Genomic DNA, 26,649 nt, shown 5'->3' with positions numbered 1-26,649 from the left:
ATAGACTCACTATTTACACTGATTTACAATCTTAAATTCTCTCTAGAATCTGTGTTTTTTTATGGGTGATTAATGGCTCACCCAGGCCAGCAGATTAGGTAATTGCTAAAGCTTTGGATTCATTCGAGGTAGCGCTTTCAACTCCCTCAATAATCGCCTTAACGGTTTTTGCGATCACACTCATTGACGCTTTGAACTGCTCAAGTGCCTGATCGCTTTCCCGGTTCCAACAGTTGATGTAAGCAAAGGAACGCTTCTGATCCTCAGCAACTCCAAAGTATTGCGTCACGCAGTAGGCGACTGACTCAGCTTCTAGCTCCTTAGTGGATGTGGGGGTGTGGTCGCAATACTCAGCCGCATTATGCATGAGGGCATGGCCTAGCTCATGGGCAAGAATGCTAGCTCTCAGCTCTACACTGAGCAGTGGGTCAACCTGAATCTCTATGCCACTGGGCTTGTAGATACAGACCCCGTAAGCCCCAGGATAGGCTTGCTCAAGCACCGTAAACCCTTGAGCTTCCCCGAAGGCTTTGAGGTTCCGGTATAGCTCGGCCTCAGTGGTCTGAGCCTTGACATCTGTTTCCTGTAATTCTTCGCCATCGGTTTGGCTAACATCAAAAACGCTTGCAGTCTTAAAGCCAAAGATTTGCCAAGCTTTATCCCCTGTTTTTTCATCCTCGACTTTCTTCTTGCAGGGAGCGAGGATTACGATCCCTTTCTCCCCTTTGCGAACTTGTCTCCCGTGCTTCTGCCAAGCTTTGTAGCCTGCCACATGGCTAGCGTCTGGGCATTGGCCGTAAATCAGCATCGTATTTTTAGCGGAGTAGTTGTAAAACTTGGAATGAAAGTCTAGATATTGTCGCCAATCGGCCTCAGTTGCAATATTCAGAATTCCTTGCTCTAGTTTTTCGAGTGCTGCTTGTTGTTTGGCTTGGGCCTTTTCACGTTTGGCTTGAGTGGTCATAATATTCATTCCCTGTGTAGCGAGTGGGTTTAGATGGAGCGAAAGGAGCGGGGCAGAGATGCCCCAGAGAGACTATTCGATTCTTAACGGGGTGCCATCTGAGAGATAACCCACAGCCACCCCATCAATGCGGCCCATGCGGCCTAGAAGAGTGCAGGAAGGGGCCTCGCCATCGCTAGCAACTTCTTCGACTAGATCCTGTGAATCTTCGCAATCTTCCATTGCGGCGAACAGGTTGGGATTGTTGAACTGAAGATGAAGCGTAAAAATCGATGTTTCGGCTAAAGTAAGCATAGTTATTGCCTCTGATTGTGGTTTTAACTCGGGCATCGCTTCAGATTCGCAGTCGGGGGCGGTGCCTTTGTTTGTATGTAACCATTGTATCATCTATATGCTTGAGTTCAAGCGTATAAGCTTAGTATTTACACTAGTTTACACTATTGAAATCTCTATGGATTCTGTATTACCTAACTTTTCCCCATATTCTCTTTTAGAATCAAATATGCTTGAACTCAAGCTTATTTTTTCTTATTTATGCTAATCTGATTCTGTGTATTTTATGAATTGGATATGCCTAGAAATCCGAACCCCACATTTGACCACTTGAAGCCGTTGCCCAGAGCTGATGATTCAACGGGTAAGCTTTCCAAGTCAATTAGTATTCGTCTGGAAGAAGAAGTATATAAAGCCTTAGAAGAGAAGTATTCTGAAAGAGGAGAACTTAGAGCGTGGCTAAGGAAGGTCACGCGAGAGGCCGCAGAAAAAGAAGGGCTGCTGAGTTAGGGATTGCGATGGCCGAAGGCCGGTCGGAGACCATCGCAACCCTGATACCATCCCCAAAAATCGCACCCATCCCAAAAACTCCAATAATGCAGCATCCCCAAATAAAGGCAGGGAGCAGAGCAAAGGCATGGCTTTGGGATGGCGACATTGCCGATCTGAGGTTCGCTAAGCTCTTGCTCGTTTCGGGGGTGCCCACTCTCGCATCATCACAGACCAATTTTCGACTCAACACCAGCCCCCGGAACATGCCCAGTGGCTAGCGTCTTTTCTTTTTTTAATTTAATCTTTCATTTGTTGACGCAAAGTATCTAAATTTTGCTTCAATGTGACTGTATTGGGGTGTTCGTTGCCCAAGAGCTTCTGTCTCATCTGTAGGGCTTGGACCAAGAGGGGTTCGGCTTCGGTGTACCGTCCTTGGTTGTAGTAGAGTGCTGCCAGGTTATTGAGGCTAGTCGCGACAGAGGGGTGTTCGTTGCCCAAGAGCTTCTGTGTCATCTGTAGGGCTTGGACCAAGAGGGATTCGGCTTCGGTGTACCGTCCTTGGTTTTTGTAGAGTAAGGCCAGGTCATTGAGGCTACTCGCGACAGAGGGGTGTTCGTTGCCCAAGAGCTTCTGTCTCATCTGTAGAGCTTGGACCAAGAGGGGTTCGGCTTCGGTGTACCGTCCTTGGTTGTAGTAGAGTCCTGCCAGGTTATTGAGGCTACTCGCGACAGAGGGGTGTTCGTTGCCCAAGAGCTTCTGTGTCATCTCTAGGGCTTGGACCAAGAGGGATTCGGCTTCGGTGTACCGTCCTTGGTTGTCGTAGAGTAAGGCCAGGTCATTGAGGCTACTCGCGACAGAGGGGTGTTCGTTGCCCAAGAGCTTCTGTCTCATCTGTAGGGCTTGGACCAAGAGGGGTTCGGCTTCGGTATACCGTCCTTGGTTGTCGTAGAGTCCTGCCAGGTTATTGAGGCTACTCGCGACAGAGGGGTGTTCGTTGCCCAAGAGCTTCTGGTACATCTGTAGGGCTTGGACCAAGAGGGGTTCGGCTTCGGTATACCGTCCTTGGTTTCTGTAGAGTTCTGCCAGGTTATTGAGGATAGTCGCGACAGAGGGGTGTTCGGTGCCCAAGAGCTTCTGGTACATCTGTAGGGCTTGGACATAGAGGGGTTCGGCTTCGGTGTACCGTCCTTGGTTGTCGTAGAGTAAGGCCAGGTTATTGAGGCTACTCGCGACATCGGGGTGTTCGTTGCTTAAGAGCTTCTGTGTCATTTGTAGGACTTGGACCAAGAGGGGTTCGGCTTCGGTGTACCGTCCTTGGTTGTAGTAGAGTGCTGCCAGGTTATTGAGGCTAGTCGCGACAGAGGGGTGTTCGTTGCCCAAGAGCTTCTGGTACATCTGTAGGGCTTGGACATGGAGGGGTTCGGCTTCGGTATACCGTCCTTGGTTGTCGTAGAGTCCTGCCAGGTTATTGAGGCTAGTCGCGACAGAGGGGTGTTCGTTGCCCAAGAGCTTCTGGTACATTTGTAGGACTTGGACATGGAGGGGTTCGGCTTCGGTGTGCCGTCCTTGGTTTCTGTAGAGTTCTGCCAGGTTATTGAGGCTAAGAGCGACATCAGGGTGTTCGTTGCCTAATCTTTGTTGAGTCTGTTCCAGGCATTTTTGATACCAAGGTAAAGCTAAGCCATAGTTTCCTTGCCCTCCATAAAATCGACCAATACCGATATAGGGCCATGTCAAATCATCATCACTGAGTTGGTCAATCCACTGTCTGGTTAGTTCCTCCAGATGGGGAATGCTGGCTCTCATCCCTGCAATCACATCAAGTGTTGGACTGTCATTAATACTCTGAGCAACACCAACCATTGCTGTGCAATAAGCGGCTTTAAGGGATTCCCCTTTGTCAGTGTGCTCATTCAACTTAATCCGAAAGAACTCCTGCACAATTTGATGGAGTTGGTAGGTACTCTGTTCTACTCGTTTGAGTAAGTTTCTAGCAATTAAACCTTCATCTCTGATGTCTTCTAAGTCGTCCTTATCCTGATCTGATAGACATCCTTCAACCAAATGCCAAGGAATAGGGGCAATTGCAAACATCCCTAATAAACAAGCGAGTTCCTGCTCTACCTCACTTAGCTCTACCCAGCTCAACTCCAGTGCAGCAGCTACTCCTAACTGAGCCGTCATTCCTGATTCTCTTGCTGTTAGGGCTTTAGCCTCAAGTCGCTTGGATTCAAGTCGCTCAATTAGTTTTTGAAAAGACCAATCTGGCTTTTTAGCTAATGACCGTCCTAGCAGCTCTAGTCCAAGGGGCAGGTTACCGACCCAACCACACAAAGTTTTTGCATCTTCTAATTGAGACTGAACCCGTTTTTGTCCAATCAGCTTTTCTAGTAGTGTTAGTGCGCTCTCATTATCGAGTTCTTCCAGGCAAAGAGAGCGAACAGATCCACCAAAATCAAGTCGAGTGGTGATCAGGACTTTGAACCGTGGGTTCGATAGAGGAAGACAGGAGGCAACAAGCTCATACTCAACCACATCGTCAACAACGATTAAAACCTCCCCTTGGGGCCATCGTTGCCAAATGAAACTGACCTGGGCCTCTACTTCCAGATCATCTGGGGGTTTCATTCCCAAATTGCTTTTAGAAAAATCAATAATCTGAGTGGTGATTTCTTGATCTCGCGACCGCAACCAACACACTCCACCCGAATAGAGATTTTGGATTAAGGACCGTTGAGCATATTCCCAAGCGAGTTCAGTTTTACCAATCCCTCCCATCCCTTCAAGTGCAGTGATAGCGATTCGCTGGTTACTTTGCAGTTGCTCATGCAGTTGGTTGATCTGGGAGTCTCGACCGACGAAGGCAACAGCGCCACTTGGAGGTAGATTGTTGAGTATATCGGTAGGGGAATGTAACTTTGTCCGGTCCCAGTCGGACGACTCTAGTCAAGTGGTCTTATTGATGGTGATGTTCTCGCCTTGAAAAACCTCTCCACCTGAAATACTGTTTTGGAAGTTGGTTCCACCGTAGTTATTTTGAACTTGGGTGTTGGTGTCCTTGCTGATGTGAATATTGATTTCTTGGGCTATCTGTCGAAGTTCTCCAGCAAAGGCTTCATCTAGCATTTCCACACCTAGCAGAGTAGCAATGGTTTCGATTGCTTTCTGATCACCTGACTTTGCTTGGGTTAATGCTTGTTCTGCCGCATCATGTTTACCCCGCAGCCTATCCCAAATCTTCTGACGAAGCTCGCTCATCTTAGCTATTGCTTCAGCAGTGAACTGTTTTGCTGCTTCACCAGCGCTGGATTTTAGGAACTCTTGAAAGGCGAGATTGGCAATTACTGCGGCTGTCAGGGTAAGGGGTTCAGTCATGGCTTTATTTACGGCAGATATCACTAAATTATCTGGGAAAAACTACAAATTTACGTGGTTCTTCAGCTTGATTTGAGATTCAGTAGATTGATTGATAGGAAGCTACTATCAAAAATAGTGCAACTAATTCCTTAAAGAATTTATTTTTCTCTCAGAAATAGTGCATTCATCTCTTGAAAACTCATTCTTGGGTATCATTGCCTATAAATCAGTAGATCACTCTCTGAATTCAGTTTGTAGCGATTCAAAGTTGTGCAGCTAATTCTATAAATTGCTCATTCTTGTGCGTATAAAGAATTAATGGACATCTGAGGTTCGCTAAGCTCTTGCTCGTTTCGGGGATGCCCACTTTCGCATCATCACAGACCAATTTTCGACTCAACACCAGCCCCCGAAACCTGCCAAACGGCGAGCGTCTTTTCTTAACATTTGCACCGATAGCCCAGCGTTCCCATTCTCAAACTGTTCGGAGGCTTCCCACCAGCCTAGCTCCCGGTAAAATCTTGCAGAGCTAACCCTAGCGTTTGACCAAATCGGTCTTACCTGATCGGATTCTCGCAAATCCTTAAACAAGTATCGGATCATTCCTGTGCCAATCCCCTGATTTCTCCAGACTGGAGCCGTTGCTATTGGTGACCTACTTCTACCTCCTTACAAAGAATTGTGATAATCATGCTGGCGTGAAAAGTGACTAGATGGAGTTTAGGGAAATTCAAGTCTTTATCAGCTAGAAACTGATAGTCTTTGAAATCATCAATTGTTGGTTTTCTAAATTCATGATTAACTTCAAAAACACTGATATCATCAGGCTCTAGATCTAATATATCTCTAGAAATATTGATATTAATAATACCTTTAAAACATATTTTTTTCTGTACAAGAGGTGTACTTACTGTCATCCATAATGTATAGCCCATATCCTCAAAACTAAACGATTGAATATAGCTGATTGAAAGTTCTGCTAGTTTTTGGGTCATTGACACACACTCATGAAATATTTATGAATCAAAGACAGTAACAGCCCATATAGACACTGCGAGATTTTGCAACGAGGGAGAGGTATGGGCCACCATCCGAAATAACGGAATCATGTGGAATCTGAATCCTGATCATGATCCACCAGAGGAAACACTAGAGATTGAAAAAGCAGTTGAACAAACGGCCTTCCATCTTTTTCAATGCTGTTCCCAATTAAAGTACATTGGCAAACATTAAGACTGTTGTGAGGTTGTCCCTTTCGGTTGTGGCACGGGTAACCCAACCGAGCAATGCCGAGAATTTAAGAGTCAGGACGGTGGTACTTCAGTTCCAGAGCTAACTATTGATGATGTGCCGTTTTGAGTATTGGGGGTCGTACTGCAGGGATGCGATCTCAAATCTCGATACCGACACCTCGACATAACACGGGGTTTAGGGCTGGTATTGGGAAATGCGATGGCTGAAGGCCGCTCAGTGCGATCGCAAAACAATACCAACTCCACAACATCACACCTATTAATTCACCCAGTCTTTTGAGCATTCATTGGCACACCCAACTAACAGCATCTTTGATGGCCCAGAGCCTATCTATGCAGTCAGACCTTATGCCTGAGTGGACGTGGGCTTTTATGTCGTCGTCTTCCACAAGAGCGAGGTTAATAGTGGCCGTCCACTCACCAGTAAGAAGGGTTTTGCTGATGCTTCCGAGACAGAAGCCACCGGGGCCTTGATATTCCAAAAAGAGATCCCCTTCGCCGGGGCTGTATTGCAGATCTTCGGAGATACTGAAAAATCCCTCTCTTTTGACTTCGCTGATAGTCTTGTTTGACATGGTGTGAACTCCAAAAAATATGAACAAGAGAAAAGTCCGGTGCTGTTACTTTTGGAGGGTACCAGCACCGGACAAGGGCTAAGCTGCCACACCCAACGGATCCGCTGGCAGTTCAATAACCTGCCCTTTCGGACTGGCCTTGCATCCCTCTAGCAACTCCTCCCAAGCCTTTCGAGTGCTGAGTTTGCCATGAGAAATTCCCCAGCTTTTCAGCTTGGCCTTGAGTGTCTTGGTATCCTTGACCTCGTAATGCTGGCAAACCTCAGCTTTAAGATCGCTCAACTTTTGCTCATCCTTAGATGTTGGGGCAATATAATCAACGATATCAACTTGCAGATCTTTGGCAAAGTTTAGCCAGATCTGAGCTTTACGGAAATTGTAAGTTTGCTCAGGCCAGAGCTGTTTAGCAGCTTGCTTCAGCTCTGCTATGTTGGTCACTGATACATTGTGCTGTTGTGCAAAGTTAGCAATAACAGCTTGCTTAATTTGAGTTAATTTCATTGTTAAAATTCTCCAGTTTGGCTTTGTGGCGTTGCGGGAATTTCCGCTTTTCGGCCCGATCTAACGATCACGGGGTCGGGCGTTTACCGAGATGCCTTCTCGCTAATTTCAAGGGTTATTAGGAACCTTTTCGAGGTAATCAGTATAAATCCACTAATATTAGATTATAAGGGTTGCATACTAGCAATTTCTTATCAATATCGTCTCATTGATAAGTTTTTACTAGTGTGCGTTACTGATTTTGATCAAGCTTTAACTGATGCTCTAGAAGTTCGATATCAATCTGTTGATCCAATGGCTGAAGAACTTCCCAGCATTTATCAATCGATCCACCGATGTATTGATTTGCGATCGCATCCATGCATTGGTGGAGACGATTTTGGCGTGGATCATCTAGATCTAAAACTTCCTCAAGTTTCAGCATGATTGCTTCCACTTGTGCGGCTCTTGCATCTATATCTTGCTCTTTGGACATCCCTTAATCATCCCAGTCAATTTCAGTCTCACATTCTTCATTTGGCAAGGTATCTTCTAATCTTTGATGCTGTTCTCCAAACACTTCAATCTCACTGGCATTTTCGCAATTCCGCAGGTACATTCTAAGGCCAATGTTATTGCCCACGCCGAGCTGATGAACCAGCCAGCCGATACAGTGAAATTGCTGCTCATCTGTAGAATTATGGCAAGCCATTGCCCTTATTTCTTTGCTAAAAGTGATTACCCCTGGATCGGCAATCGTACTCGTTAGATCCTGATGCATTTGCAGGCTATATCCATTGATAGCGTAGGGATCGGAGTCTACGCGCCATGGGCAATTTTTGCATTGTTTGGTTTGTTGAAGTTTAAAGGACATAGATTTCTTCTCCGTATTTTTTAGTGACTAACTAACAAGCCGTAAACACAGCCCCCAGCTCATCAAAATTCCCCTCCACGTCAATTACCCAAGCTTGACTCGCCAAATCTTTGAGAGCGTTTGACCATCCCCACTCTGGTTCAATCTCCAACAAGAAGAAATTAGTTTTCATTTTCTCTAGGGAATCTGAGTACTCTTTTAGAAACACAGAACTCAGGGGCGCAATCCCATCCGTGATGAAAACAATATCGGCCTCACTGTAATCAGCATCCTGCTCAATGATCTCCCTGGCTCTCTCCAGTGGAGCTTGAAACTCTGTCCCGCCATTGGTGGGACTTGTCACCAGTAATCGGATCAGCTGATCAATATCTTCTTTGGGATGAATCTCGATAGGCTCAAAGCAGACAGACTCAAAGCGAACCACTGACACCACCCGATCCTGTTCATTCGCCAATTTCACCAAGGCCACGATCAGAGCTTTTGACCATAAATCTCGGCTTACTCGCTCTTTCATCGATCCAGAGCAATCCAAGCAGATCACCATCGGGCCTTTACCCTTCTCCTCGGGGGCTTGCAAGTCATTCTGGAACAACTGCCCTTCTAGAAAGTCTCGATAAAAACTCAGTTTCTGCCTGGAATCTGACAGCCTTCCCAACTCTTGAGGCAAAATCTGTGAGACATCATTGCCCGTGGTAATCCCCACCAGTTCACCGTATCCCGTCTCGGCTTGATGCTGTCGGCGTTTACGGTTGGCAGTCTCTAAGGCATTACCAGCGAGGTCTAGAATCTTTTTAAGCTGGGGATTCTCCTCAATCAAAGCCGCAAGCTTTAGCTTCTCCCGGTAGGTGTGGGATTGCGATCACCCGATTCATTCCCCCAACTAATCCCCAGAGCTTCCAACTCGTCTTTTTTTCCTGTACTTCCCCCTCAGCATCTTCAGCACTTTCGCCAATGCCTTCCCCTTCCTGGTCTTCTAGTCTTTGAGCAAAGGCTTGGGCAGCTTCAGACATGGCCTGCCCTTGGGCTTGGAGCTTCTGAAATAATTCCTCGTCACCCTCCCTCTTCGCTTGCTTGGCCTTAGCTCTCAGGGTATCCAGTTCGTCAATTTCCTGATCACCACTGGCAACCTTAAGCTGCCTGTGCAGATTGGTGATCATGGATTGTGCGGCGATTGCTGCCCCTAATGGATCACCCGCACAGGTCAGGGTTAGATTCTGGAACTCTTCTGACTCAGAAAGCTGGTTGTGCAACACTCTAGCCCATTGATGCTCGGGTTTTTCCGGTAACCACTCAGGATCGGGAGAGTAATAGAGTCGATGGAAAACTTCAAGGGCAAAGCTGTTTAGGGTTCTGATGTTGGTTTCTGAGGTTATCTCGACCATCGCTTGATTGGACTTGAGATAGTCTTGCCAAAACAGCTTTGAGGTTGCGCTGACTTCGGCTGTGATCGGGTTTAATTCTGTCTTGAGCTGGGTGTACATATCAATACAAGCCTTCAACTAGTTCACTGACTCGCTGTGATTTCGCCTGTAGGTCGGCCTCTGCTCTCGTTTTTTGGCTAGCACCATTCCTGCATAAATCAGCTTTGACTTTAGCCATACTCTGACTAAGATTGGTGAGCTGAGTTCTAGCGAAGTCTGCGGCATTCACATGATCGGTATGACCCAGACTTGAGTTATTCAACTTTTGTTCTAGTCTTAAGACTTCACTTTGAGCGGCTTGGGTAATGCTCGATAACTCCTTTTTCGCGATGGGTGCGGCTGTTTCAATCAGTCTCTTAATCTCTCGGATTTCCTCAATCTTGGACTTCCAACAGCACTGGGGTAACAGCTCGTGGATATGCTCTAGATATACCTGATCGTCTCCTTGGACATACGCAAAGCACCGAACCAATTGCAGCAATTTCACTCGTCGTCGGGCACTGACCACAAAGCCATCGCGAATCAGGGTGTGGATAATCTCAGTGAAAGCATCCACCATCGCATCGCTGATTTTGACCTGTTGAACTTCAGCACACATCTGATCGAGTTCGGCCAATGAAATCAGACCTTGACTCACCTGGGGGCGATTTCCTTTGATTGTCCAGCCCAACAGTTTCTTAGTAGAGCTGGGAGTCTTAAGATCGAAGAGCCAGGGGCGGTAGACAAAGCGGTCGGCAAACGCTTCCAAATCGCTCCCTGAGTCAATGGAGTTAGTTGCCCCGACAATTGAGCGCAGAGGGCTTTGTTGCTTGTCTGGGTTGTCGTAGGTGCGCTCATTCATCAGCTCCAGCAAGCTATTGAGCAATACCCCATTACCTCTAAAGACTTCATCCAAAAAGGCCAAGTGAGCCTCCTGAAGCCTGCCGCTAGTATTCCGCTTCATAACGTCATTCTCCAGTGCCTTGAGGCTGATTTGCCCTAAGACTTCATCGGGAGACATAGCTTTATGAAGCAATCTTTGGAAGAAATTCGCATCTGCGATCGCAAAGCAGATCTCTCTTAATATCAAGCTTTTCCCAGTCCCTGGAGGCCCATACAGCAAAGCGTTCTGGTTCGCCAGCAATGTAGCCAGCAATCCATCAATCACAGATTTACGCTCCAGGTGAGCGGCGTTGAGTTCTTTTCGTAGCGTTTGAAGCTTGGTTTGAAGTGCAGTCATGAGCTTAAATTTTTGTTTTCTCTACAGAATCTAAGTAGCCTAGGCAATATAAATTCCCTACAGTTATTGAAAATATTTCTAGGATCAGAAGCCAGCAACTGGATCAACTCCACCTTGGGCTGCTGCTTTTTCCTTGTTGTATTGTGCTGATTGTTGAGCTTGCTTGGTGAGTCGTCTGAGATTGGCAACTCGGCGGGTAAGCGTCGTTTCAATATTGGCGAGTTGCCCTGCTTCCAGTTCAGCTAATGTGTCTGAGTCGGGTGTCTCAATTAACTTCTCTAGCTTGGCGACTATCTCTTTATAGTCGTTGGCAAATCTGAGAGATTTCTGAAGCTTCTCGGCTCCGTCACCACTCGCTGACTGGGATTGCTTGGCGAGGAATTCAGAGAACTTCTCATAGGCTTCTTGGGCTTGTTCTGGAGTGGGGGTGCCCTGCATTACCTCATGCAGCTTCTTAGCCTCTATGAGGTGCTGTGATATCTCGGGGTTATGCTTCTCTAGCAATTCCAGCCTAGAGAATGTTGAGCTGATCGCAGACTGGTCTTTGCTGGTGAGCTTCCCATCAGGGCTGGCTCCAAAACGGTCAATCAGATCGGCCATCAGTTCCCAGCCTTCATCAAGGCAAGCCACACGGGACTGCTGCACTGCCTGAGCGATGCCGTTGAGCATCAATTGACTGGTTTTAATGCGCTCTTGGATGGCCTGAGCTTCCTGCTTTTGCTTCGCTGTCAGTCTCTTCTTTTTGGCTAGCTCAGCCTGTAAGTCAGCATCGGCCTTGAGCTTATTCTTCAAGGAAGTGAGCTGGACTGGGCCATCGATGATCACCTGGAGAGAACCAGAGAAATCATCAATGCTGGGGAATTCCTGGGCATAGTGGATCAGGGCTTGTTCAATCTGCTTCTTTTCCCCTGGAATCGTTTCATTGAGCTTCCGGTCTAGCTCTACTAAAAATGTTTTGAGCTGATCGGCGTAGGTGTCCACTAAGTCTTGGCGTAAGGATGCAGCCTCTAGTTTGATTTGTTGAGTGAAGTCAACGGCATCATTGATCACACTGCCATCAATAAATCTGAAGGGCTTGACGTAGATAGTGAATTGTTTGTTGAACTTCTTCTGTAGGCCAGAGAGTTGATTTCTAGCTTTCGTGAAGGCGTCTGAGAAGGCTTTGCGGTAGCCTCCCGCTAGCTCATCGACAACATAGGGATCTAGTCCCAGGTCTACGGCATCTAATCGGGTCGAGAGGCGCAGCCCTGAGTCAATCTCGATGGAGAGCCGATAGAGGTCACGATCTGCTAGGGTATCCCAGATATCTTCTACGGAAAGTTGGGGAGCGGTATCAATTTTGGCCTTAGCCGATGAGTCGCCTTTGGGGTCTGCGGTCTTGGCTGTGATTAATTTGCTGATTAAGTTTGGCATGAGATTAACTCACTTTCTGTACGGATTGTATATTGCCTAGTAGAGATTTCGGATAAAGGATGGCTTGCTATAATTCATCTGGCTCTGACTTCTAGCCTTGAGTGATATGGACTTGCAGGAATTTAAATCTAAAGGCTTAACGGAGCTGGAAGAAATATTTTTGGAACCGACTGAAACTGGAACGAATGCTCTGTTGTCTTCTGGGTTGGCTTTGAAAGTTATTCAAGACAACAAGTTGTATTTACCAGGCTCTAAGGGCTTTAAGGTCTATGTGGAAGAAAATCTTGGGGTTACCTACATCCATGCTTTTCGCTGTATTCAAGCGGCTGAACTCGTATTGTTCTTGCAGGAGCATTTTGATGTGCTTCCTCAGTCTGAGAGTGCTGCTCGGCCATTGGTAAAGCTGTCGAGGGCTAATCAGCTTAAGGCTTGGGGGGAGGTGGTGAGGATGACTGAGGGGGATAATTGGGCACCGGGGAAAGACAGGATAAAGAAGGCTATTGCTTTACTAGGGTTAGATAAGGCTTAGTCCTAGCTTTAGTTTTAGCCACTATTACCGCATTGGGGAAGCTCTTGAGTACGGGGCTTCTATCCTTACCCTGACAAATCCAACCTAGTAATAAATCAGGCTCATGTTGTGGATGATTCTTACCAGGATCAACCATTACAGGAAGAGGTTTGCGGTAGTAGCGAATGATAATTTCTTCAGATCCCATTAGTCATGATTGCCCACCATCTTTGCTCAATAAGTAATCAACAGCCCGCTTGAGCTGTAAAGTCTGCTCTGCAACCTAACCGTGTAGAGTTTGCATCGCTAGTTGACCTTCAATCAATAAATCGATGTTCTTGTCTGTAGTTTTTTGCTGCTCCAAGACTTGACTGATTGTTTCAGTATTGGCCTGGGTTGCATCAAGCAATCTCTGGGTAGAGGCTGCAAGGGCATCAAGCCATTTGTCAGTCCATCGTTGAGGGCTACTACTGTTCATGGTTTATCCTGCTGCAATAGTTGCTCAATCCGATCCAGCCGTTGATTGATTCCATCAAACTGCTGATCAACTTTCTCAAATTGAGTGTTCACGTCTTTTCGCAATAGCTCAATCTGGATTCTGTTATCAGCAATCTTATCGAGCAACCTACTTTCGCTAGTGGGGACAATAGCGGCAACGCTGGTGTTAATCAGGAAGAATAAACCACCTACCAGAAGCCCGATCACAGCCAAAATGGGCAACAAGTCTTTAGACAAGTCCACCAAAGAAGAGAAACGGGTTGGGGTAGTATCTTGGGTCATTGCGCTGCCTCCATTTCCTTCTCAACTTGTGCAGCCTCCATTTCCTTCTCAGCTTCAAGCAGTTCCTCAAAGGAGCAATCATATACAAGCATTAAATGCTGCAAGCCCTTTGGTGTCATCCTAGGGGCATTTTTTAGTTGCTCCCAATTCCTGACGGTAGAAATAGCTACACCAAGTTCTGAAGCTATATCTTCGGGTCGCTTACTGGATCTCTTTCTAAGTTGCTTCATATTCATACCAATATGATACTCGTATCCTAGCACAGTTATTTAGTACTAATTAAATGGATTAGGCAATTGACAGGTACTAGTTAACTGGTATAATAGTTATAGAAACAACAAAGGCACCGCCGAACCTGGTAAGTCATGCGGTGCCCTAGTTAAAACCCAACAAAGGAAATTAACTATGACAACTCTACTCGAAACACCAATTCTTCGCTTAGGTGCTGAGCAACAAACCCAGCCTGACATGTGGATGGTTCAGACTGAAGCTGATGGGATAGCCTTCATTAACGAACATACTGAAAACCCCCTTTGCCCTCCCTATACTCTGGCTTGTATTCAGACAAAGGATTGTGGCCCTTTCGATGCTGATATCGATTTTGATGAGTATTGGGTGCTGATGGTAACCCGCAAGCCTTCCGCTGAAGAGCGCACCACCCAGACACGGATCGAAAACTGGGTTCTCAATCACCCCGAACTTAAGGGCATTCTCAGTGACTGGTTCACTGTGCAACCCGATCAGACGGTTCGAGCTGAGAACGATTACAAAGACGAAATCTAGAAATCTCCTGGGGCACCCTTGCCCCTCCCGCTTCATTTACACCCAATCGCTTCAAGGGAATGAATATCATGATTACCGCTGAAAATCTTCAGATCGAACTCGCCCATTGTCATTGCAGTGAAACCCACTATAAGCACTGGCTAGGAATCCTTTACACAGAAGGCATTAGAACCCTTGCTATGAAGGGGGAATGCTACTGGCTCTTAGATGCTGTAGCTAGTCATCAACCTGGCAAAGCTATCAAGAGTAACCCCAACCTCCAAGACTTCCAACTCTGGATGCTGACTGTCAATGATGACCATAGTGCAGTCTTAGCCTGCTACGAGGACAGCCCCAGCACTTGCGCTCCCGTCATTACCCAAGACATCCCTTCCACTGATTTCCCACTGTCCGAAATCAAGCTCTACGTGGAATATGGCGTATTGCTGCTGCCTTCTGAACACTAATCCCCTGGCTTGGGTGGTGCCTAACCACCCTCCGCTACATTCTCAACTGGAGTCAATCATGCAACTCGCTGAACTACAGACGGATTCTCTGTGGCCGTATCCCCAGATCGTACAAAACCTAACCAGAGAACAACAAGAGTCAGGCTACTGTGCCCCTTGGATCGAGATTGGGACTGATGAGTATTGGTGGTTTCTAGAGTGCTTGCCACCTCTCTATCAAGACTCTAAAGGGTATGTAAATCCTGAGCTATACACCCATACCCCAGAAGGTAAGCCTCTTTACTTGGGGGTGATTGAAACCAACCATCAGTATTTTGCAAAGCTGGTGACTTTGGCTGAATACATCGAGCTAGATATCAGCAAAGCTTCACTGCAACCCAGAGCAATCCCCGTTGCTTGATTTCTACTGGCTTGGGTAGTGCCTGATCTACTTGTTCAACACATTTCGTTTTCTACCGAGATTTTGACAATTCAGGGGGCAACGATGGACGGCTACACCCTCATTTGGTTCTTGCTCTGGCAATCCATCTACTTCTCGCTCTTTCTCTATTTGTTCATCCCATTCACCACAGAGGAAAAACAATGAAACCAACGACACGATTCAAGCTCATTCCACAAGTTCAGTTCACCACCACAATTGAACTCCATGACCAGCAGACGGCAATCCTCAATCGCCTGGTGCTGGGTAGCAAAGATTTGTCTGATGACAAAGCTCTAGACCTCTGGTTATCCCTTAACCCTTATATCCAAGTCTGCGATCATGCCAGCCCCAGAGATATCTTTTCTTCTCTCAGATATGCAGCTCTAGCCGCTCTACCAGCCAAGCCCGCACCCAAGCCCTCTTATCCTGTCGAACTTTTGAACTCCGTGCGCTGTGACATTGAAACCGATGGTCAGGACTTCATTTGCTGATGAGAGTCAATCTGCCTATGTTTCCTATAACCGTTCAAACATCTATTCATTTTTGGAGAAAGTTCGATGACTACCGCTTTAGACAACAACGCTACTCGCAATGCTCTGACCAAGGCCATCAAGGAGCATATCGATCCCACTAATCCCCAGAAGGTCAATATCAAGAAATACATCATCAAACAGTACAAGCCTGAAGACCCCACAGGACAAGACAAGCTAGCTAAGTTTGCCTGGGAGTTGCATCACGGCAACCGCAATATGCGGAACCGCGATCATGTCCTCGAACTCTTCGGACTGTTAACCCTGGAAGCAACGGGGTTAGAACAGCGCAAGACCAATAAGGCCAAAGTCTCTCCCCTGAAAGAGGCAGTGTTCAAAGTGCTTAAACAGGTTGCAGGTCAGGACATTTTGATGATCGTTGCCCTGAATGAACTGATGGATCAACTTACGGTTACTCGTATTAATAGCTGGGAGACGTTCTTTAAGCAGCTTTCAATTAAGCGATCTGAACTGGAATCTATCGCCGATACGGTCTATGAACTCTCGGGGGTTTCTCCTGGTGAAGTTGAAGACCTCGACGCTGTGATTGTGCCTCTCTACAACGATGCCCAGAGTGAAGATATCACCTCAATTGATTGGAGTAATCGCTCTTGGTGGGAGTGGGCCAATACAAAGCTACTGGAAAACGTTGGTAAAGCAGCCTAGCTCCTCTCAATATTTCATCTTGGGTCAGCCCTGTGGCAATACCCCCCAGTAATCGGGGCTGACCTTTCCTAGCCACTTTTTTTGGAGAAAACCATGCAAGCCCATCATCCAAACTTCCCCGAACGTCCGTTGAGTCTGCCCTTCCTCAATATCAGTAAAACCTCTCCAGTCTTGCCACAGTTGGGGGTCCAACGAATCCCCTTCAATCAACACAAAGATCAGTGCTTCAAAGATTGTGTGGCTTATCTGATGAGCGAAGCCACGAGATTGAGATCCGAGCATCGACATACTGATGCACTCAAGCGAATCGACGCGGCGTTGATGCTAGAAGCTCTACTGCATGACGGTTATACCGATGTCTAGGCAAATCATTGCTGCGGCCCTAGGGCTTCTGATCGGGGTGCCTCTGGGAGCTTGGCTGGTCTTCCGATTTATTCCTAAGCCCGATCCAGCCATAACCGTAGAGATTGCGGAGATTCAAGAGGATGTCGTCTTATCCCTACTCAAGAGTAAAGGGCATCGCCAAGTTTTTGCTGAATCAAACGATGCCTTTCATTGAACGAACCATTCAACGAGGTTATTCAAATGAATCATACAACTCTTCCCCAACAACTACTCGACAGCATTGAACTGCCTTCCTACAAACTGCACACCAGACCCACCACTGACAACGACCGAAAACTCAACGTCTTCTATGGCTCTCGGCTGATCGGGTATGTGCACATCAACTTTGTCGAGAGGCAATCCAACTATGTCGGTTCTACCCTCAATCACCAGTCTTTCGGCCCCTACTCCCGCAGGATGGAAGCTGCCGAAGCGGTCTTAGAAGCTTTCAATGCAGGACTGACAGATGAACAACGTTTGAGGGTCGCTCTTGCTCATGAGATCGCCGAGAACATGACTGTCATTGCTTGCTAATCCCCAACCGTTACAGATTTGGAGGAATCGCTATGAAAATCACTATCGCTAAATCAACTCGTGCAAAGAAAGAGAAAGGCATCCAAATCGATGACCAATCCGTCTTGTTCTCCCCCTTCCATGTGTGGAACCCAGAGATGGAAAGCGACAAAGCCTATCAAGCTTACAAAGCCTATCTATATCAAGTTATTGATAAAGGGCTAGATCCTGCCGACATCGCTAATACCTTGGCTCAAAAGAATAATCTGAAGATTTCGCTTCGATGGAAGCCTGTTACTGGGGATGAAGTTAAACGCGAAGTTCAAAACCTAGCGCAAATAGCACAAACAACCAGCGGATTAAGCCTCATCTCAAATCGTGACCTTGGCTCTGAACACGGTCTTAAGGACTATCTCGAATGGAAGTATCCAGCCCCAGAGCAACAATCTTTACTGGTGCCGCAATGCCAATAATCAAGGAACGATACCCCGACAACTGGGACGACATTGCAACACGGGTTAAAGATGAAGCCAAGTGGTGTTGTACTGAGTGCGGCAAACCCTGTCGCAAGCCTGGGGTTAAGTGGTTGCACTTCGCCTTTTGGCTAATGATTACTCACCCCAAATGGTTCCCGTTCACATCAGAGGGAGAGAAGCAGAAGCCCCAACGATTCACCCTCACGGTGGCGCACCTGGATCAGAATCCGCAGAATAACGCTCCAGACAATCTCAAGGCTCTCTGTGCCCCTTGTCATTTGAAGTTTGATGCGCCATTTCGGCAAGCCAACGCTTATACCAAGCAGGAATGGTTTGGACAGTTAAATTTGGAGGATTTGAACAATGGATAGATCGATGTGGAACCTCCTTCAAAGAGGTCGAGGTGCCTTACAACTGAAACCACTGGGATGCCTGAGCAATCACAGCACGTCCTTTTGTTCTGGATGTGAACCTGAACAGTACTACGAATGTCAAGCCTGTGGCTATCTCCAGCCCTGGTGCAAAGGCGCAGCCGATGACTACCCTGAAATCTGTGATGACTGCTGGGGTCTCGCTGAACAAATGCACACAGTTATTGAAATCCCGATGGAAACTGAAACATGAACGCAACCACAAACACAGTAATCCCCGCAACGCAGCCCCAAGCTATATTGCAACCCGCATCACAGAAACATCAAATCCCATCCCAAGATCCCGATCATGAAAGAGCACTGGGGTTCGGTGACAGTCCATCTGCCCTAGCCATTTTCTGTAATCGAGCCAATACAAGCACTTGGTACATCCTCGATAAAGACTCTCAGCCAGAAGAACTAAAGCAACCAGCTTTAACGGGTTACCTGATCAGTATCGAGTTCGTTCCCAAGGAATTCAGAGGAGAGAACTCATATAAACTCCGTTTCAAGATGAATGCTCATCGTCCTTGTACTTTGGAGGCTGGCTATAATTCGACTTTTGCGAAGGGTTTTTTGATTGCGATGCCCGAAGGGCGGTCTTCGACCATCGCAAGTTTGTCACCAGACCAACTCAAACAGCGGATGAAAGCGTAATATATCTACAGGCTATAGGCTCGTTATGCAGCTACTGTCAAGGCTGAGATTACAGGTACTTGCCAGTTTTCATCCCATTCATTACTGGTGATCATCCCTCTAATCTGCAAGATATTATGAGCACCATCATGAGTCCACTGCATTTTCTTAGTTCGTTTAAAGCGGTCATTGATAATCGTATCGATATGAGATTCTGCCACTTGACTGGTGTAACTTAGGCCCTGTTTATCGCGCTCTTCATAATTTACTAGATAGGCTTGATTGTTCTCTAGATAGTTATATAACTTCTTCAGTTTTGAGCGCTTCTTTGAATCAGTAATATTGTTCATCAGCAGTTCTAATTTCTGCAACGCCTCATCCGACTTGCCATGCCACAATTTCCACTTCACTCCCTCTAAGGTTTTTTCGAAGGTGTCATCTACCGCCCCTCTGACATTCTGAAATCGCATGGCAAGATGAAACCAATCCAATATACACAGAAGATTTTTGCAGTGTGGAGCCAAGCTTAAAATCACTGACCAACAATTTTGAGCACCATCGGCTAAAGCCGTGACCTTAGTCTTTTTCGTCATACCCTGCTTTCGGGCTGCATTGAGCGTAAAGAGCTTCATGGTCGCTAGTTCGTCATCTTGGGCTGAGAGGGCACAGCTTTTATCCTTGATCTGACGATGATGACTATCCACTTCGATGATATTCTCTGGCCGGTAAACAACAGCAGAGAGCGCTTCAAAGCTACGTTTATCCTTATCTTTGTCAGGGATATGCCCCCCATCTACTTGGAGGGTAATCTCTTGTGCAATGGCAGTACCTTTGGGTGTTGCCAATGGTTTGAGATTCTCTTGGGCTAAGGTTGCCCCCACTTCATTGGTGAGCAGCTTGATTTTGTTATGGTTATTGACCGGACGGCGATGAACCGTCAACTGCTCCAAATTAGTCTCGGCTTGTCGGAAGCTGTATAAAGCACCTTGCTCACATTGCAGTTTCGCTAAATCTGGGTGAATACAAGTGCCAAAGACAGAGGCCGTTGAAGGGGTACTTTGCCATTTACAGTCTGGATTAAGACATTTGTGTTTTTGGATGCGGACTTTATGATCACTGAAAACAGCATGAAATTTAGAGGGCGTAAATCCCATCTTTTTGAGCTTATCCCCACATCTTGGGCAAACATCATAGCCTGTTTTAATCAAGGTTGATTGCACGGCTAAAACAGAGTTCTGAATCTTTTCTAACAGTGAGATTTGCTCTTCATGACGCAGACCTAACTCTAAAATGGATTCTGGTGACTTAATGTCATAAACTTTAAGAGTGTCACGTTTTAAGACCTCTTGAGAACTGACGGATACTTTCTCAACGACTACCCGTAATTCGTAATCCATCTCAAAACTCCATGCCATCTACCTCACTCAAAAGAACGTAGCATGAATACATATAAATTGTAAATATATTACGCTTCCTAAACTAAATGACTGGCGTCATTTTAGTCTGTATCGATGGAAAGCATTTCAGTGAAAAGGTTTCAGATGATTTGAGTCATGAAATAAAACCCGAAATGAGTTGGCCCATAATGTCTTGCAAATTAGAGCCAGTATGATTAGTAATGAATGGGAAGAAAAGTGGCTTGATTTGGTTCTCCCTGAGGAAGAAAAAGCTGCTTAAGAATTGGCTTTCTAATACGCAATATTTACGCTTACAGTTGTACATGTACCTCGGCTTGACCCCCTTAAGCCCAGACCTTTTGAACGCTAACTACCAACACGGTCCTGGCAGATCTGACGAGCCGAGAGAAAAGGCTCTCTTGTAGGATGTTTGAAATGAGAATGATTTCGAAATCGATTGCAACAGATAGCTAACCAGTCACGCCAAACTCCACCTCGCCATATTCGCAGGGTAAAGTCAGAACTACTACTAATAATAATCTGACCATCTGGGCTAAAAGCTACTGACAAAACAGAAGCAGTATGACCTCGAAGAGGTTCACCAATAGGATTACCTTTCACATCCCACAATTGTAGGGTCTGATCAGAGCTACCACTAATGATCATCTGACCATCTGGGCTGAAGGCTACAGCTCTAACAGAATCAGTATGACCATAAAAAGGTTCACCAATAGGATTTCCTTGTAAATCCCATAATCTCAAAGTTCTATCATTACTACCACTGACAATTTGTTTGCCATTAGGACTAAAGGCTACGGACAAAACAGAAGCAGTATGACCATAAAAAGGTTCACCAATAGGATTTCCTTGTAAATCCCATAATCTCAAAGTTCTATCATTACTACCACTGACAATTTGTTTGCCATTAGGACTAAAGGCTACGGACAAAATAGAATCAGTATGATCATCAAAAGGTTCACCAATAGGATTTCCTTGTAAATCCCATAATCTCAAAGTCCTATCATTACCACCACTGACAATTTGTTGGCCATTAGGACTAAAGGCTACGGACAAAACAGAATCAGTAAGACTTCGAAGAGGTTTACCAATAGGATTGCCCAGCGTATCCCATAATCTCAAAGTTCCATCATTACTACCACTGACAATTTGTTGGCCATTAGGACTAAAGGCTACGGACAAAACAGAATCAGTATGACCATGAAAAGGGTCTCTAATAGAATTGCCTTGTGTATCCCATAGTCGAACTGTTTTGTCATTACTACCACTGACAATTTGTTGGCCATTAGGACTAAAGGCTACGGACCAAGCCATACCAATATGGCCTTGGAGAGTAGAAATAGTATGGTTTTTTATATCCCATAGTCGAACTGTTTTATCATCTCCACTACTGACCACTGTCTGGCAATCATAGCAAAAGGCAACAGACAGAACAGAATTAGCATGACCATGAAGAGGTTTACAAATGGGGTGTCCGAATATATCCCATATCCGTACGGTCCCATCATCACTACCACTAATAATCTTCTGACCATCAGGGCTAAAGGCAACGGACCCCACAGAAGCAGTATGACCATGGAAAGGTTTACCAATAGTATCTCCTTGTAGATCCCATAGCCTTAGAGTTCCATCAGCACTACCACTAACAATTTGCTGACCATTAGGATTAAAGGCCACTGAAAAAACAAAATCATCATGACCATAAAAAGGTTTACCAATAGTATTTCCTTGTAAATCCCATAGCCTTAAAGTTTTATCTTTACTACCACTGACAATGTATTGGCCATTAGGACTAAAAGCTACGGAAAGTACTGTAATCCCGTGGCAGTCAAAAGGTTTACCAATAGTATTTCCTTGTAGATCCCATAGCCTTAGAGTTCCGTCAGCACTTCCACTAACAATTGTCCGACTGTTTGGGTTAAAGGCTACAGTCCAAACAGAAGACTTATGACCACGAAAAAGATCGCCAATTTGATTACCATGCGAATCCCATAGTCGAAGTGTTTTATCATCACTACCACTAATAATCTTCTGACCATCAGGGCTAAAGGCAACGGACCCCACAGAAGCAGTATGACCATGGAAAGGTACGCCACTGGAAGTTTCAAATGTATTCCATAACCATAGGTTCCCATCATCATCACCACCCACAATTTGCTGGCCATTGGGACTAAAGGCTACAGATAGACAAGGAACTCCGTGGTCTTGATAGCAGTATAGTTCTACAATCTTGTCGCTAATAGTTCTTAAATTCCCCTGTACAGGAGCAAGCACTTCTCCATAGATAAGTTCGTCGCTCTTTTGTGTATTTTGTATTGCCAAGGCTGCAGCCTCATGGAGGTTAGTAGGAATGAGACACATAACTTTCCAGGCTTGTTCTCGTAACTCCGCTTCCCTCAAAGCCTTCTCTAGAATTTCAATTTTCTCTACTTCTTTATCAATGCTGCATTGATAAAAATCTCGAACTAGAGGTGTGACTATCTTATGGAGAGTTGACCACCTTTCTCTAACCTTTGCTAGCCCCCCCTTGTAATAGAAAAGAGTCTCCTTCACGTTGCCATTCTGTCACGGCATCCCCAAGTTGCTGAACTAATAGTTTGTCCTCACGATTCTCTTTCCGCCACTTAGAGAAGCGTTTCCAGCCAGACATTAAGGTTTCATGGACCAAGTCAATTTCATGCTCATTGGTTGATGCTAATAGCCGGCCTTGTATGAGGACTTCAATTACCTTGTCAATTACACTTTGTTCTGTTGGGGTTGGTCCCATTGCTATTAGACTTTTACGAGTTTTGCGCTCTCTTGTATCTATACCTTGTATACCAAAACGAACTAACTCCAAAAAAATGCGCTTAATCCAGGAACGTTCATCTTCTGTTCTTAAAGCATCGTTATATACATCTTCCGCACGCTTATCTAATGCTCCTGACAAGCGATTCATATCCATATAAGTACGAAGCGGAAGCTCTTTTCTAGCTTTTTCTCGTCTATCCCATAATTCAGTTAATGCAAATTCTAGCAAGGGCAGAAAGTTCATTTCAGCCTGAACATCATTCACAAGCAATTCCATTAACCCTGCCTCCAGGGTATAACCTTGATTCATTGCTGGTAGTTTAATAGCCTCCCGCAAGTCCTCTCCTTGTAGTTGACCCAACCAAAGTATTGAATCTTTATTCCTCTGAAAAAGATTGTTGTAGACTTGAAAAAGATCATGTGTAAACTCAGATCTTATCGTCATTACAATAGATAAAGGAGAATTATCATGAGCTTTTACCGCAGCCATACACTCAATAAATTGCGATCTTTCTTTACCAGAAACACAGATAGTAAAAACCTCTTCAAACTGATCAATCACTAGCAATATTTTCTGCTTCCCTGAATTCATTAAAGTAGTCTTTGATAACATCTCTAAAACTGGTGAAATACCATCTTTTTCAAGCAGTTCTATGATCTGTTTACGATCACAGGATAGTTCGAACAGACTGCCAATTGCTTGACCTAAATTAACTATAGGTCGAGCATCTGGTTTAATAGAATTCAAAATATGCCATTCATCTTCAAGATGGGGAATTAACCCAGCCTTTACTAACGAAGACTTACCACTCCCTGATGCTCCAATAATGGATACGAACGAGAAGCAATACAGTTTTTGGATGATTTCTTGTACTTCAGCTCTTCGTCCAAAATAAAATTTTTCGTGTTCAACTTCAAAAGGAGATAAACCTCGATAGGGACATTGTGGTTCACCGTTGCCATCGAGAATTACGGGTGTGCTTGATTCAATATTTCCGTATGTTAATAGATTAATTGAACTACCAGAACCTAGGTGTAGAGGTTCTTGGAGTCGGCTCTTCAACTCTCTTTGAATAAAATCGAATAGACGACTGGCACTGATCTTTCCATCATGATCTTGATTCTCTTGTGAGAGACCACGGATAACTGCTCCAGAAAAAACGCTGTTCTCTTTGCTTATGATCGCTTTTGCAGTTTCACTACTTAAACAAGCAGTGATCAGATAAAAATCTTTTGATCCTAAGAATGTTTTTAAGCCATTCTCAACTTGATATCTTTCAATAAAATATCCACTATGACAACAATCCAGTAGCAATACCAGTTGGCTGAATTGTGCTTGCTCAAGTGAATGGTTTAATTCTTCAAAATCTAAACCATTCACTTGACTAGAAATAATGCCTTCATCATTATGTTTGATAGAGCAATCAGATGGACATAGAAACCCCCGTGTCCTTCCTAATAAGCTCTGCTCTGTAAATCCATGGCCAGTGAAATAAATAAGTGCGTATTTGTTATTAGCTCTTTGGATAAAAGCTTTGAGAGCAGTTGCTAGCTGCTTATAAGTAACTTTATCTGCTTTAGTGGTTTGACCAGTTTTATCAGGATTTAATTTTTTGGGTAAACGCTCAACTCTAAAGCCTCCATATTTTTCGAGCAGTGTTGCCACAGCCTCAGCATCTATTGTAGTTTTTGGTAGAGAACTGAAGTTGTCATATTCAGGAATTCCAATTACGAGTGCTTCCCTTTCCATTGAGCGTTATCTTCTGAATTGAGCGAAAATAGTAATCAAAGCATAATATAACTTTTATAATGAATGCAAGATTCAATTTTTAATGGATCATGTTAGTTAAATTAATTAGTGATAGCCAATATGTCTAAAGCAAAACTTACATTCCAGCATAAAGAAGAAATTAGTGAAATTGAGGTTGATCTGAATATTATGGCTGCTCCTGGTGATGATGATATTCAGGAATATGGCCTGAATAGAAATACGATTATAAAACTAGATGCAGCTCGACAATTGATGTTTGATTATACTGAATATGTAGTTACTGCATTTCAAAATTTTTCAAAGGCAGAGGTTGAAGAATTAACGTTTAAGTTTGGACTCAATATGGGCGGCAAAGCTGGCATCCCATTCATAACGGAGGGAACCGTAGGTGGAAATTTGGAGGTTGAGGTGAAATGTAAATTTCCTAATTAAGAGAGTATATTTGAGCTGATTTCCTTCAACTCATTTCGGGCTTTATTCTATGGATAAACTGGCCAGGTTCAAAACGGGGTGACAGTGTCATAGGAAGCGTAATAGATTTATAGTCTAACCTGCGAAGTTATCAATGTTCCGATGATTGGTTAATTGGAATGTAAAATCAATGAATCACAATTCCCTTATTTATTTGTAGTTCCCTGAATAAACTTCATCATAAAATATAGACTACGAATCTATTACGCTTCCAAAGGCTGGGGCCATTTTAGTCTGTATCGTTGGAATGCTATGTAGGACAACGGTTACAGCCTATTCTGCCGATGGAATAAAACCCGAAACCAGTTGAGGGATAGCGTTATGTCCACACATCAAACCTTAGACCCTAGGGTTTGCTAAGCTTCATCACTTTTTAAGACTTTCGATGTTATTAAATTAGGGATTTTAGAGCTGAGATCTAATGGGTTCGCAGTTTCTATATCTGCAAGGTGTAGCACTAATTGCGCTTGTACAAGTGAACGAACTTCCTGACTTTCTATTTGACTAGCAATGGAGATTGCCTTTAATTGTCTTTCATCAGAACGTAGACGATCATATAAATCTGTGGCTCTCTTTCTAGTTTCCTCAGCTTGCTTAAAAAATAGTGCTGAGACACCGCTAATTACTGCACCTGGGATAGTATTTATAATCTTTCCTGAGTCTCTCGAATCTAATGTTTCTATTCCTGCATATATGATGAGACCAAAACCAAAAGTTGCTGCTATTAAACTAAAGTAGAATTGAATTGCAGATTGCCTGAGAGCTTGTGAATGATAGTTTCTAACCAAACCTTCTATTGCCGACTTAATTGGTCTATTTAATTCTGATACTTCAATCTCAATACTTTGTATCTTTTCTTTAATTTCTAATATTGTATCTTCGCCTAAAGATTTCTCAGCAATTGTTCTGGCAAGAGCAACATTTTCTATTTTTGATTCAGCCTTAACAAGTTCTGCAATTTCATTAATCTTTTTTGACTCTTGGAGTGCAGATTTTCTATCAATATTTTTGCTAATTAATTTAGAAATAGGGAGAGATATAACTGCAATAGATGACCCGATTAAACTAAGAATTATTTTAAAGAAATTATCGCTTTTCCCGAGATCTATGTATACCGGTTCAGGTTCGTTACTTCCTGACTTAGTAAATCTCTGTTGACTTAATAATATTGGTTGTCTTATTGTTCTATTTTTTTTAGTTCCAGGCGACTGTATCACTTCTTGAGAAGGCTGAGCATATGCTGGTGTAATAGGAGTATTTATAAATATCCAGCTAATATAAACAACCGAAATCACTCTTTGCATAGGTGTAAATAAATAACTACGTTA

General features: G+C 44.6%; 37 protein-coding genes. 16 read left to right on the top strand and 21 right to left on the bottom strand.

What is annotated here, in order from left to right; all coding sequences use genetic code 11:
* Positions 1–94: 94 nt before the first annotated feature.
* From I1H34_RS31885 to I1H34_RS31855, 7 genes are all read right to left on the bottom strand, one after another.
* On the bottom strand, positions 95–964 hold the full coding sequence (locus tag I1H34_RS31885; RefSeq protein ID WP_212667289.1) for an ArdC-like ssDNA-binding domain-containing protein: 870 nt from the start codon (positions 962–964) through the stop codon (positions 95–97).
* A 72-nt stretch (positions 965–1,036) separates the two neighbouring features.
* Positions 1,037–1,258 (bottom strand): hypothetical protein, encoded by a 222-nt coding sequence (locus I1H34_RS31880; RefSeq protein WP_212667288.1) that lies wholly within the window; start codon positions 1,256–1,258, stop codon positions 1,037–1,039.
* A 448-nt stretch (positions 1,259–1,706) separates the two neighbouring features.
* Positions 1,707–1,976: a hypothetical protein gene (locus I1H34_RS31875; RefSeq protein ID WP_212667287.1), complete on the bottom strand. Its 270-nt coding sequence runs from the start codon at positions 1,974–1,976 to the stop codon at positions 1,707–1,709.
* Between the two features lie 50 nt (positions 1,977–2,026).
* Complete coding sequence (locus tag I1H34_RS31870; protein ID WP_283250086.1) at positions 2,027–4,627, bottom strand: tetratricopeptide repeat protein; 2,601 nt, start codon at positions 4,625–4,627, stop codon at positions 2,027–2,029.
* A gap of 48 nt (positions 4,628–4,675) precedes the next feature.
* Positions 4,676–5,104, bottom strand: a complete 429-nt coding sequence (locus I1H34_RS31865; protein WP_212667285.1) for a hypothetical protein — start codon at positions 5,102–5,104, stop codon at positions 4,676–4,678.
* A gap of 378 nt (positions 5,105–5,482) precedes the next feature.
* Entirely contained in the window at positions 5,483–5,689 is a 207-nt protein-coding gene (locus I1H34_RS31860; protein ID WP_249370358.1) for a hypothetical protein, read from the bottom strand.
* 41 nt (positions 5,690–5,730) lie between these two features.
* A complete protein-coding gene (locus I1H34_RS31855) occupies positions 5,731–6,081 on the bottom strand; it encodes a hypothetical protein (protein ID WP_212667284.1) in 351 nt (116 codons plus the stop codon).
* A gap of 367 nt (positions 6,082–6,448) precedes the next feature.
* Here I1H34_RS31855 and I1H34_RS31850 point away from each other — a divergent pair, with 367 nt between their 5' ends.
* Positions 6,449–6,619, top strand: a complete 171-nt coding sequence (locus tag I1H34_RS31850; protein WP_212667283.1) for a hypothetical protein — start codon at positions 6,449–6,451, stop codon at positions 6,617–6,619.
* Positions 6,620–6,701: 82 nt separating this feature from the next.
* Positions 6,702–6,911 (top strand): hypothetical protein, encoded by a 210-nt coding sequence (locus tag I1H34_RS31845; protein ID WP_212667282.1) that lies wholly within the window; start codon positions 6,702–6,704, stop codon positions 6,909–6,911.
* Between the two features lie 81 nt (positions 6,912–6,992).
* Here I1H34_RS31845 and I1H34_RS31840 read toward each other — a convergent pair whose 3' ends face one another.
* The 7 genes from I1H34_RS31840 to I1H34_RS31815 form a co-directional block, all read right to left on the bottom strand.
* Positions 6,993–7,415 (bottom strand): hypothetical protein, encoded by a 423-nt coding sequence (locus I1H34_RS31840; protein WP_212667281.1) that lies wholly within the window; start codon positions 7,413–7,415, stop codon positions 6,993–6,995.
* 232 nt (positions 7,416–7,647) lie between these two features.
* Positions 7,648–7,890 (bottom strand): hypothetical protein, encoded by a 243-nt coding sequence (locus I1H34_RS31835; protein WP_212667280.1) that lies wholly within the window; start codon positions 7,888–7,890, stop codon positions 7,648–7,650.
* 3 nt (positions 7,891–7,893) lie between these two features.
* Positions 7,894–8,268 carry a DUF6283 family protein gene (locus I1H34_RS31830; protein WP_212667279.1) on the bottom strand — a complete coding sequence of 125 codons (375 nt, stop codon included), beginning with the start codon at positions 8,266–8,268 and terminating at the stop codon, positions 7,894–7,896.
* Between the two features lie 31 nt (positions 8,269–8,299).
* Positions 8,300–9,085 carry a vWA domain-containing protein gene (locus tag I1H34_RS32665; protein WP_249370357.1) on the bottom strand — a complete coding sequence of 262 codons (786 nt, stop codon included), beginning with the start codon at positions 9,083–9,085 and terminating at the stop codon, positions 8,300–8,302.
* The gene (locus I1H34_RS32660) at positions 9,078–9,749 is read right to left on the bottom strand and encodes a hypothetical protein (protein WP_249370356.1); all 672 of its coding nucleotides are present in this window, start codon (positions 9,747–9,749) and stop codon (positions 9,078–9,080) included. Before I1H34_RS32660 ends, I1H34_RS32665 begins: the two co-directional genes overlap by 8 nt.
* A gap of 1 nt (position 9,750) precedes the next feature.
* Complete coding sequence (locus I1H34_RS31820) at positions 9,751–10,908, bottom strand: AAA family ATPase (RefSeq protein WP_212667278.1); 1,158 nt, start codon at positions 10,906–10,908, stop codon at positions 9,751–9,753.
* A gap of 84 nt (positions 10,909–10,992) precedes the next feature.
* Positions 10,993–12,321, bottom strand: coding sequence for a hypothetical protein (locus tag I1H34_RS31815; RefSeq protein WP_212667277.1), 1,329 nt, complete (start codon positions 12,319–12,321; stop codon positions 10,993–10,995).
* A 106-nt stretch (positions 12,322–12,427) separates the two neighbouring features.
* On the opposite strand from I1H34_RS31815, the gene I1H34_RS31810 reads away from it, so the two are divergent.
* Positions 12,428–12,850 (top strand): hypothetical protein, encoded by a 423-nt coding sequence (locus tag I1H34_RS31810; protein ID WP_212667276.1) that lies wholly within the window; start codon positions 12,428–12,430, stop codon positions 12,848–12,850.
* Between the two features lie 262 nt (positions 12,851–13,112).
* Here I1H34_RS31810 and I1H34_RS31805 read toward each other — a convergent pair whose 3' ends face one another.
* From I1H34_RS31805 to I1H34_RS31795, 3 genes are read right to left on the bottom strand one after another with little or no spacing between them, the layout of a single operon-like run.
* Positions 13,113–13,307, bottom strand: a complete 195-nt coding sequence (locus I1H34_RS31805; protein ID WP_249370355.1) for a hypothetical protein — start codon at positions 13,305–13,307, stop codon at positions 13,113–13,115.
* Complete coding sequence (locus I1H34_RS31800) at positions 13,304–13,609, bottom strand: hypothetical protein (RefSeq protein ID WP_212667275.1); 306 nt, start codon at positions 13,607–13,609, stop codon at positions 13,304–13,306. Before I1H34_RS31800 ends, I1H34_RS31805 begins: the two co-directional genes overlap by 4 nt.
* Entirely contained in the window at positions 13,606–13,845 is a 240-nt protein-coding gene (locus I1H34_RS31795; RefSeq protein WP_212667274.1) for a phage terminase small subunit-related protein, read from the bottom strand. Before I1H34_RS31795 ends, I1H34_RS31800 begins: the two co-directional genes overlap by 4 nt.
* 169 nt (positions 13,846–14,014) lie before the next feature.
* On the opposite strand from I1H34_RS31795, the gene I1H34_RS31790 reads away from it, so the two are divergent.
* The 12 genes from I1H34_RS31790 (at position 14,015) to I1H34_RS31735 (ending at position 18,895) form a co-directional block, all read left to right on the top strand.
* Positions 14,015–14,392, top strand: coding sequence for a hypothetical protein (locus I1H34_RS31790; protein WP_212667273.1), 378 nt, complete (start codon positions 14,015–14,017; stop codon positions 14,390–14,392).
* 68 nt (positions 14,393–14,460) lie between these two features.
* Positions 14,461–14,838: a DUF6876 family protein gene (locus I1H34_RS31785; RefSeq protein ID WP_212667272.1), complete on the top strand. Its 378-nt coding sequence runs from the start codon at positions 14,461–14,463 to the stop codon at positions 14,836–14,838.
* 58 nt (positions 14,839–14,896) lie between these two features.
* Entirely contained in the window at positions 14,897–15,238 is a 342-nt protein-coding gene (locus tag I1H34_RS31780; protein ID WP_212667271.1) for a hypothetical protein, read from the top strand.
* Between the two features lie 182 nt (positions 15,239–15,420).
* The gene (locus tag I1H34_RS31775) at positions 15,421–15,750 is read left to right on the top strand and encodes a hypothetical protein (protein ID WP_212667270.1); all 330 of its coding nucleotides are present in this window, start codon (positions 15,421–15,423) and stop codon (positions 15,748–15,750) included.
* Positions 15,751–15,816: 66 nt separating this feature from the next.
* Positions 15,817–16,455: a hypothetical protein gene (locus tag I1H34_RS31770; RefSeq protein ID WP_212667269.1), complete on the top strand. Its 639-nt coding sequence runs from the start codon at positions 15,817–15,819 to the stop codon at positions 16,453–16,455.
* 93 nt (positions 16,456–16,548) lie between these two features.
* On the top strand, positions 16,549–16,818 hold the full coding sequence (locus I1H34_RS31765; RefSeq protein WP_212667268.1) for a hypothetical protein: 270 nt from the start codon (positions 16,549–16,551) through the stop codon (positions 16,816–16,818).
* Positions 16,811–17,014, top strand: coding sequence for a hypothetical protein (locus tag I1H34_RS31760; RefSeq protein WP_212667267.1), 204 nt, complete (start codon positions 16,811–16,813; stop codon positions 17,012–17,014). The genes I1H34_RS31765 and I1H34_RS31760 overlap by 8 nt, the downstream gene beginning before the upstream one ends.
* 26 nt (positions 17,015–17,040) lie before the next feature.
* On the top strand, positions 17,041–17,373 hold the full coding sequence (locus I1H34_RS31755; protein ID WP_212667266.1) for a hypothetical protein: 333 nt from the start codon (positions 17,041–17,043) through the stop codon (positions 17,371–17,373).
* Between the two features lie 32 nt (positions 17,374–17,405).
* Complete coding sequence (locus I1H34_RS31750; RefSeq protein WP_212667265.1) at positions 17,406–17,825, top strand: hypothetical protein; 420 nt, start codon at positions 17,406–17,408, stop codon at positions 17,823–17,825.
* Positions 17,816–18,199: a hypothetical protein gene (locus I1H34_RS31745; RefSeq protein ID WP_212667264.1), complete on the top strand. Its 384-nt coding sequence runs from the start codon at positions 17,816–17,818 to the stop codon at positions 18,197–18,199. The genes I1H34_RS31750 and I1H34_RS31745 overlap by 10 nt, the downstream gene beginning before the upstream one ends.
* Positions 18,192–18,452 (top strand): hypothetical protein, encoded by a 261-nt coding sequence (locus tag I1H34_RS31740; protein ID WP_212667263.1) that lies wholly within the window; start codon positions 18,192–18,194, stop codon positions 18,450–18,452. Before I1H34_RS31745 ends, I1H34_RS31740 begins: the two co-directional genes overlap by 8 nt.
* Positions 18,449–18,895 carry a hypothetical protein gene (locus I1H34_RS31735; protein WP_396124670.1) on the top strand — a complete coding sequence of 149 codons (447 nt, stop codon included), beginning with the start codon at positions 18,449–18,451 and terminating at the stop codon, positions 18,893–18,895. The genes I1H34_RS31740 and I1H34_RS31735 overlap by 4 nt, the downstream gene beginning before the upstream one ends.
* A 23-nt stretch (positions 18,896–18,918) precedes the next feature.
* On the opposite strand, the gene I1H34_RS31730 is transcribed toward I1H34_RS31735, so the two are convergent.
* The 3 genes from I1H34_RS31730 to I1H34_RS31720 form a co-directional block, all read right to left on the bottom strand.
* Complete coding sequence (locus tag I1H34_RS31730) at positions 18,919–20,271, bottom strand: ISKra4 family transposase (RefSeq protein WP_212667262.1); 1,353 nt, start codon at positions 20,269–20,271, stop codon at positions 18,919–18,921.
* Between the two features lie 366 nt (positions 20,272–20,637).
* Entirely contained in the window at positions 20,638–22,842 is a 2,205-nt protein-coding gene (locus I1H34_RS31725; RefSeq protein ID WP_212667261.1) for a WD40 repeat domain-containing protein, read from the bottom strand.
* The gene (locus I1H34_RS31720) at positions 22,796–24,829 is read right to left on the bottom strand and encodes an nSTAND1 domain-containing NTPase (RefSeq protein ID WP_212667260.1); all 2,034 of its coding nucleotides are present in this window, start codon (positions 24,827–24,829) and stop codon (positions 22,796–22,798) included. Before I1H34_RS31720 ends, I1H34_RS31725 begins: the two co-directional genes overlap by 47 nt.
* Before the next feature lie 120 nt (positions 24,830–24,949).
* Between I1H34_RS31720 and I1H34_RS31715 the strand changes: the two genes are divergently transcribed.
* On the top strand, positions 24,950–25,282 hold the full coding sequence (locus I1H34_RS31715) for a CU044_2847 family protein (RefSeq protein ID WP_212667259.1): 333 nt from the start codon (positions 24,950–24,952) through the stop codon (positions 25,280–25,282).
* A gap of 395 nt (positions 25,283–25,677) precedes the next feature.
* On the opposite strand, the gene I1H34_RS31710 is transcribed toward I1H34_RS31715, so the two are convergent.
* A complete protein-coding gene (locus I1H34_RS31710; protein WP_212667258.1) occupies positions 25,678–26,625 on the bottom strand; it encodes a TRADD-N-associated membrane domain-containing protein in 948 nt (315 codons plus the stop codon).
* Positions 26,626–26,649 lie beyond the last annotated feature (24 nt).

Source organism: Acaryochloris marina S15 (assembly GCF_018336915.1).
GTDB lineage: Bacteria > Cyanobacteriota > Cyanobacteriia > Thermosynechococcales > Thermosynechococcaceae > Acaryochloris > Acaryochloris marina_A.
The sequence above is the reverse complement of the archived record's forward strand: the minus strand, read 5'-3'. Positions and strand labels throughout refer to the sequence as shown.

What these genes read in the sequence shown, in the direction of transcription:
- I1H34_RS31885 (WP_212667289.1), bottom strand. Translation starts at nt 964, where the DNA reads ATGACCACTCAAGCCAAACGTGAAAAGGCCCAAGCCAAACAACAAGCA.
- I1H34_RS31880 (WP_212667288.1), bottom strand. Translation starts at nt 1,258, where the DNA reads ATGCTTACTTTAGCCGAAACATCGATTTTTACGCTTCATCTTCAGTTC.
- I1H34_RS31865 (WP_212667285.1), bottom strand. Translation starts at nt 5,104, where the DNA reads ATGACTGAACCCCTTACCCTGACAGCCGCAGTAATTGCCAATCTCGCC.
- I1H34_RS31860 (WP_249370358.1), bottom strand. Translation starts at nt 5,689, where the DNA reads ATGATCCGATACTTGTTTAAGGATTTGCGAGAATCCGATCAGGTAAGA.
- I1H34_RS31855 (WP_212667284.1), bottom strand. Translation starts at nt 6,081, where the DNA reads ATGACCCAAAAACTAGCAGAACTTTCAATCAGCTATATTCAATCGTTT.
- I1H34_RS31840 (WP_212667281.1), bottom strand. Translation starts at nt 7,415, where the DNA reads ATGAAATTAACTCAAATTAAGCAAGCTGTTATTGCTAACTTTGCACAA.
- I1H34_RS31835 (WP_212667280.1), bottom strand. Translation starts at nt 7,890, where the DNA reads ATGTCCAAAGAGCAAGATATAGATGCAAGAGCCGCACAAGTGGAAGCA.
- I1H34_RS31830 (WP_212667279.1), bottom strand. Translation starts at nt 8,268, where the DNA reads ATGTCCTTTAAACTTCAACAAACCAAACAATGCAAAAATTGCCCATGG.
- I1H34_RS32660 (WP_249370356.1), bottom strand. Translation starts at nt 9,749, where the DNA reads ATGTACACCCAGCTCAAGACAGAATTAAACCCGATCACAGCCGAAGTC.
- I1H34_RS31820 (WP_212667278.1), bottom strand. Translation starts at nt 10,908, where the DNA reads ATGACTGCACTTCAAACCAAGCTTCAAACGCTACGAAAAGAACTCAAC.
- I1H34_RS31815 (WP_212667277.1), bottom strand. Translation starts at nt 12,321, where the DNA reads ATGCCAAACTTAATCAGCAAATTAATCACAGCCAAGACCGCAGACCCC.
- I1H34_RS31810 (WP_212667276.1), top strand. Translation starts at nt 12,428, where the DNA reads ATGGACTTGCAGGAATTTAAATCTAAAGGCTTAACGGAGCTGGAAGAA.
- I1H34_RS31805 (WP_249370355.1), bottom strand. Translation starts at nt 13,307, where the DNA reads ATGAACAGTAGTAGCCCTCAACGATGGACTGACAAATGGCTTGATGCC.
- I1H34_RS31800 (WP_212667275.1), bottom strand. Translation starts at nt 13,609, where the DNA reads ATGACCCAAGATACTACCCCAACCCGTTTCTCTTCTTTGGTGGACTTG.
- I1H34_RS31795 (WP_212667274.1), bottom strand. Translation starts at nt 13,845, where the DNA reads ATGAATATGAAGCAACTTAGAAAGAGATCCAGTAAGCGACCCGAAGAT.
- I1H34_RS31790 (WP_212667273.1), top strand. Translation starts at nt 14,015, where the DNA reads ATGACAACTCTACTCGAAACACCAATTCTTCGCTTAGGTGCTGAGCAA.
- I1H34_RS31785 (WP_212667272.1), top strand. Translation starts at nt 14,461, where the DNA reads ATGATTACCGCTGAAAATCTTCAGATCGAACTCGCCCATTGTCATTGC.
- I1H34_RS31780 (WP_212667271.1), top strand. Translation starts at nt 14,897, where the DNA reads ATGCAACTCGCTGAACTACAGACGGATTCTCTGTGGCCGTATCCCCAG.
- I1H34_RS31775 (WP_212667270.1), top strand. Translation starts at nt 15,421, where the DNA reads ATGAAACCAACGACACGATTCAAGCTCATTCCACAAGTTCAGTTCACC.
- I1H34_RS31770 (WP_212667269.1), top strand. Translation starts at nt 15,817, where the DNA reads ATGACTACCGCTTTAGACAACAACGCTACTCGCAATGCTCTGACCAAG.
- I1H34_RS31765 (WP_212667268.1), top strand. Translation starts at nt 16,549, where the DNA reads ATGCAAGCCCATCATCCAAACTTCCCCGAACGTCCGTTGAGTCTGCCC.
- I1H34_RS31760 (WP_212667267.1), top strand. Translation starts at nt 16,811, where the DNA reads ATGTCTAGGCAAATCATTGCTGCGGCCCTAGGGCTTCTGATCGGGGTG.
- I1H34_RS31755 (WP_212667266.1), top strand. Translation starts at nt 17,041, where the DNA reads ATGAATCATACAACTCTTCCCCAACAACTACTCGACAGCATTGAACTG.
- I1H34_RS31750 (WP_212667265.1), top strand. Translation starts at nt 17,406, where the DNA reads ATGAAAATCACTATCGCTAAATCAACTCGTGCAAAGAAAGAGAAAGGC.
- I1H34_RS31745 (WP_212667264.1), top strand. Translation starts at nt 17,816, where the DNA reads ATGCCAATAATCAAGGAACGATACCCCGACAACTGGGACGACATTGCA.
- I1H34_RS31740 (WP_212667263.1), top strand. Translation starts at nt 18,192, where the DNA reads ATGGATAGATCGATGTGGAACCTCCTTCAAAGAGGTCGAGGTGCCTTA.
- I1H34_RS31735 (WP_396124670.1), top strand. Translation starts at nt 18,449, where the DNA reads ATGAACGCAACCACAAACACAGTAATCCCCGCAACGCAGCCCCAAGCT.
- I1H34_RS31730 (WP_212667262.1), bottom strand. Translation starts at nt 20,271, where the DNA reads ATGGATTACGAATTACGGGTAGTCGTTGAGAAAGTATCCGTCAGTTCT.
- I1H34_RS31720 (WP_212667260.1), bottom strand. Translation starts at nt 24,829, where the DNA reads ATGGAAAGGGAAGCACTCGTAATTGGAATTCCTGAATATGACAACTTC.
- I1H34_RS31715 (WP_212667259.1), top strand. Translation starts at nt 24,950, where the DNA reads ATGTCTAAAGCAAAACTTACATTCCAGCATAAAGAAGAAATTAGTGAA.
- I1H34_RS31710 (WP_212667258.1), bottom strand. Translation starts at nt 26,625, where the DNA reads ATGCAAAGAGTGATTTCGGTTGTTTATATTAGCTGGATATTTATAAAT.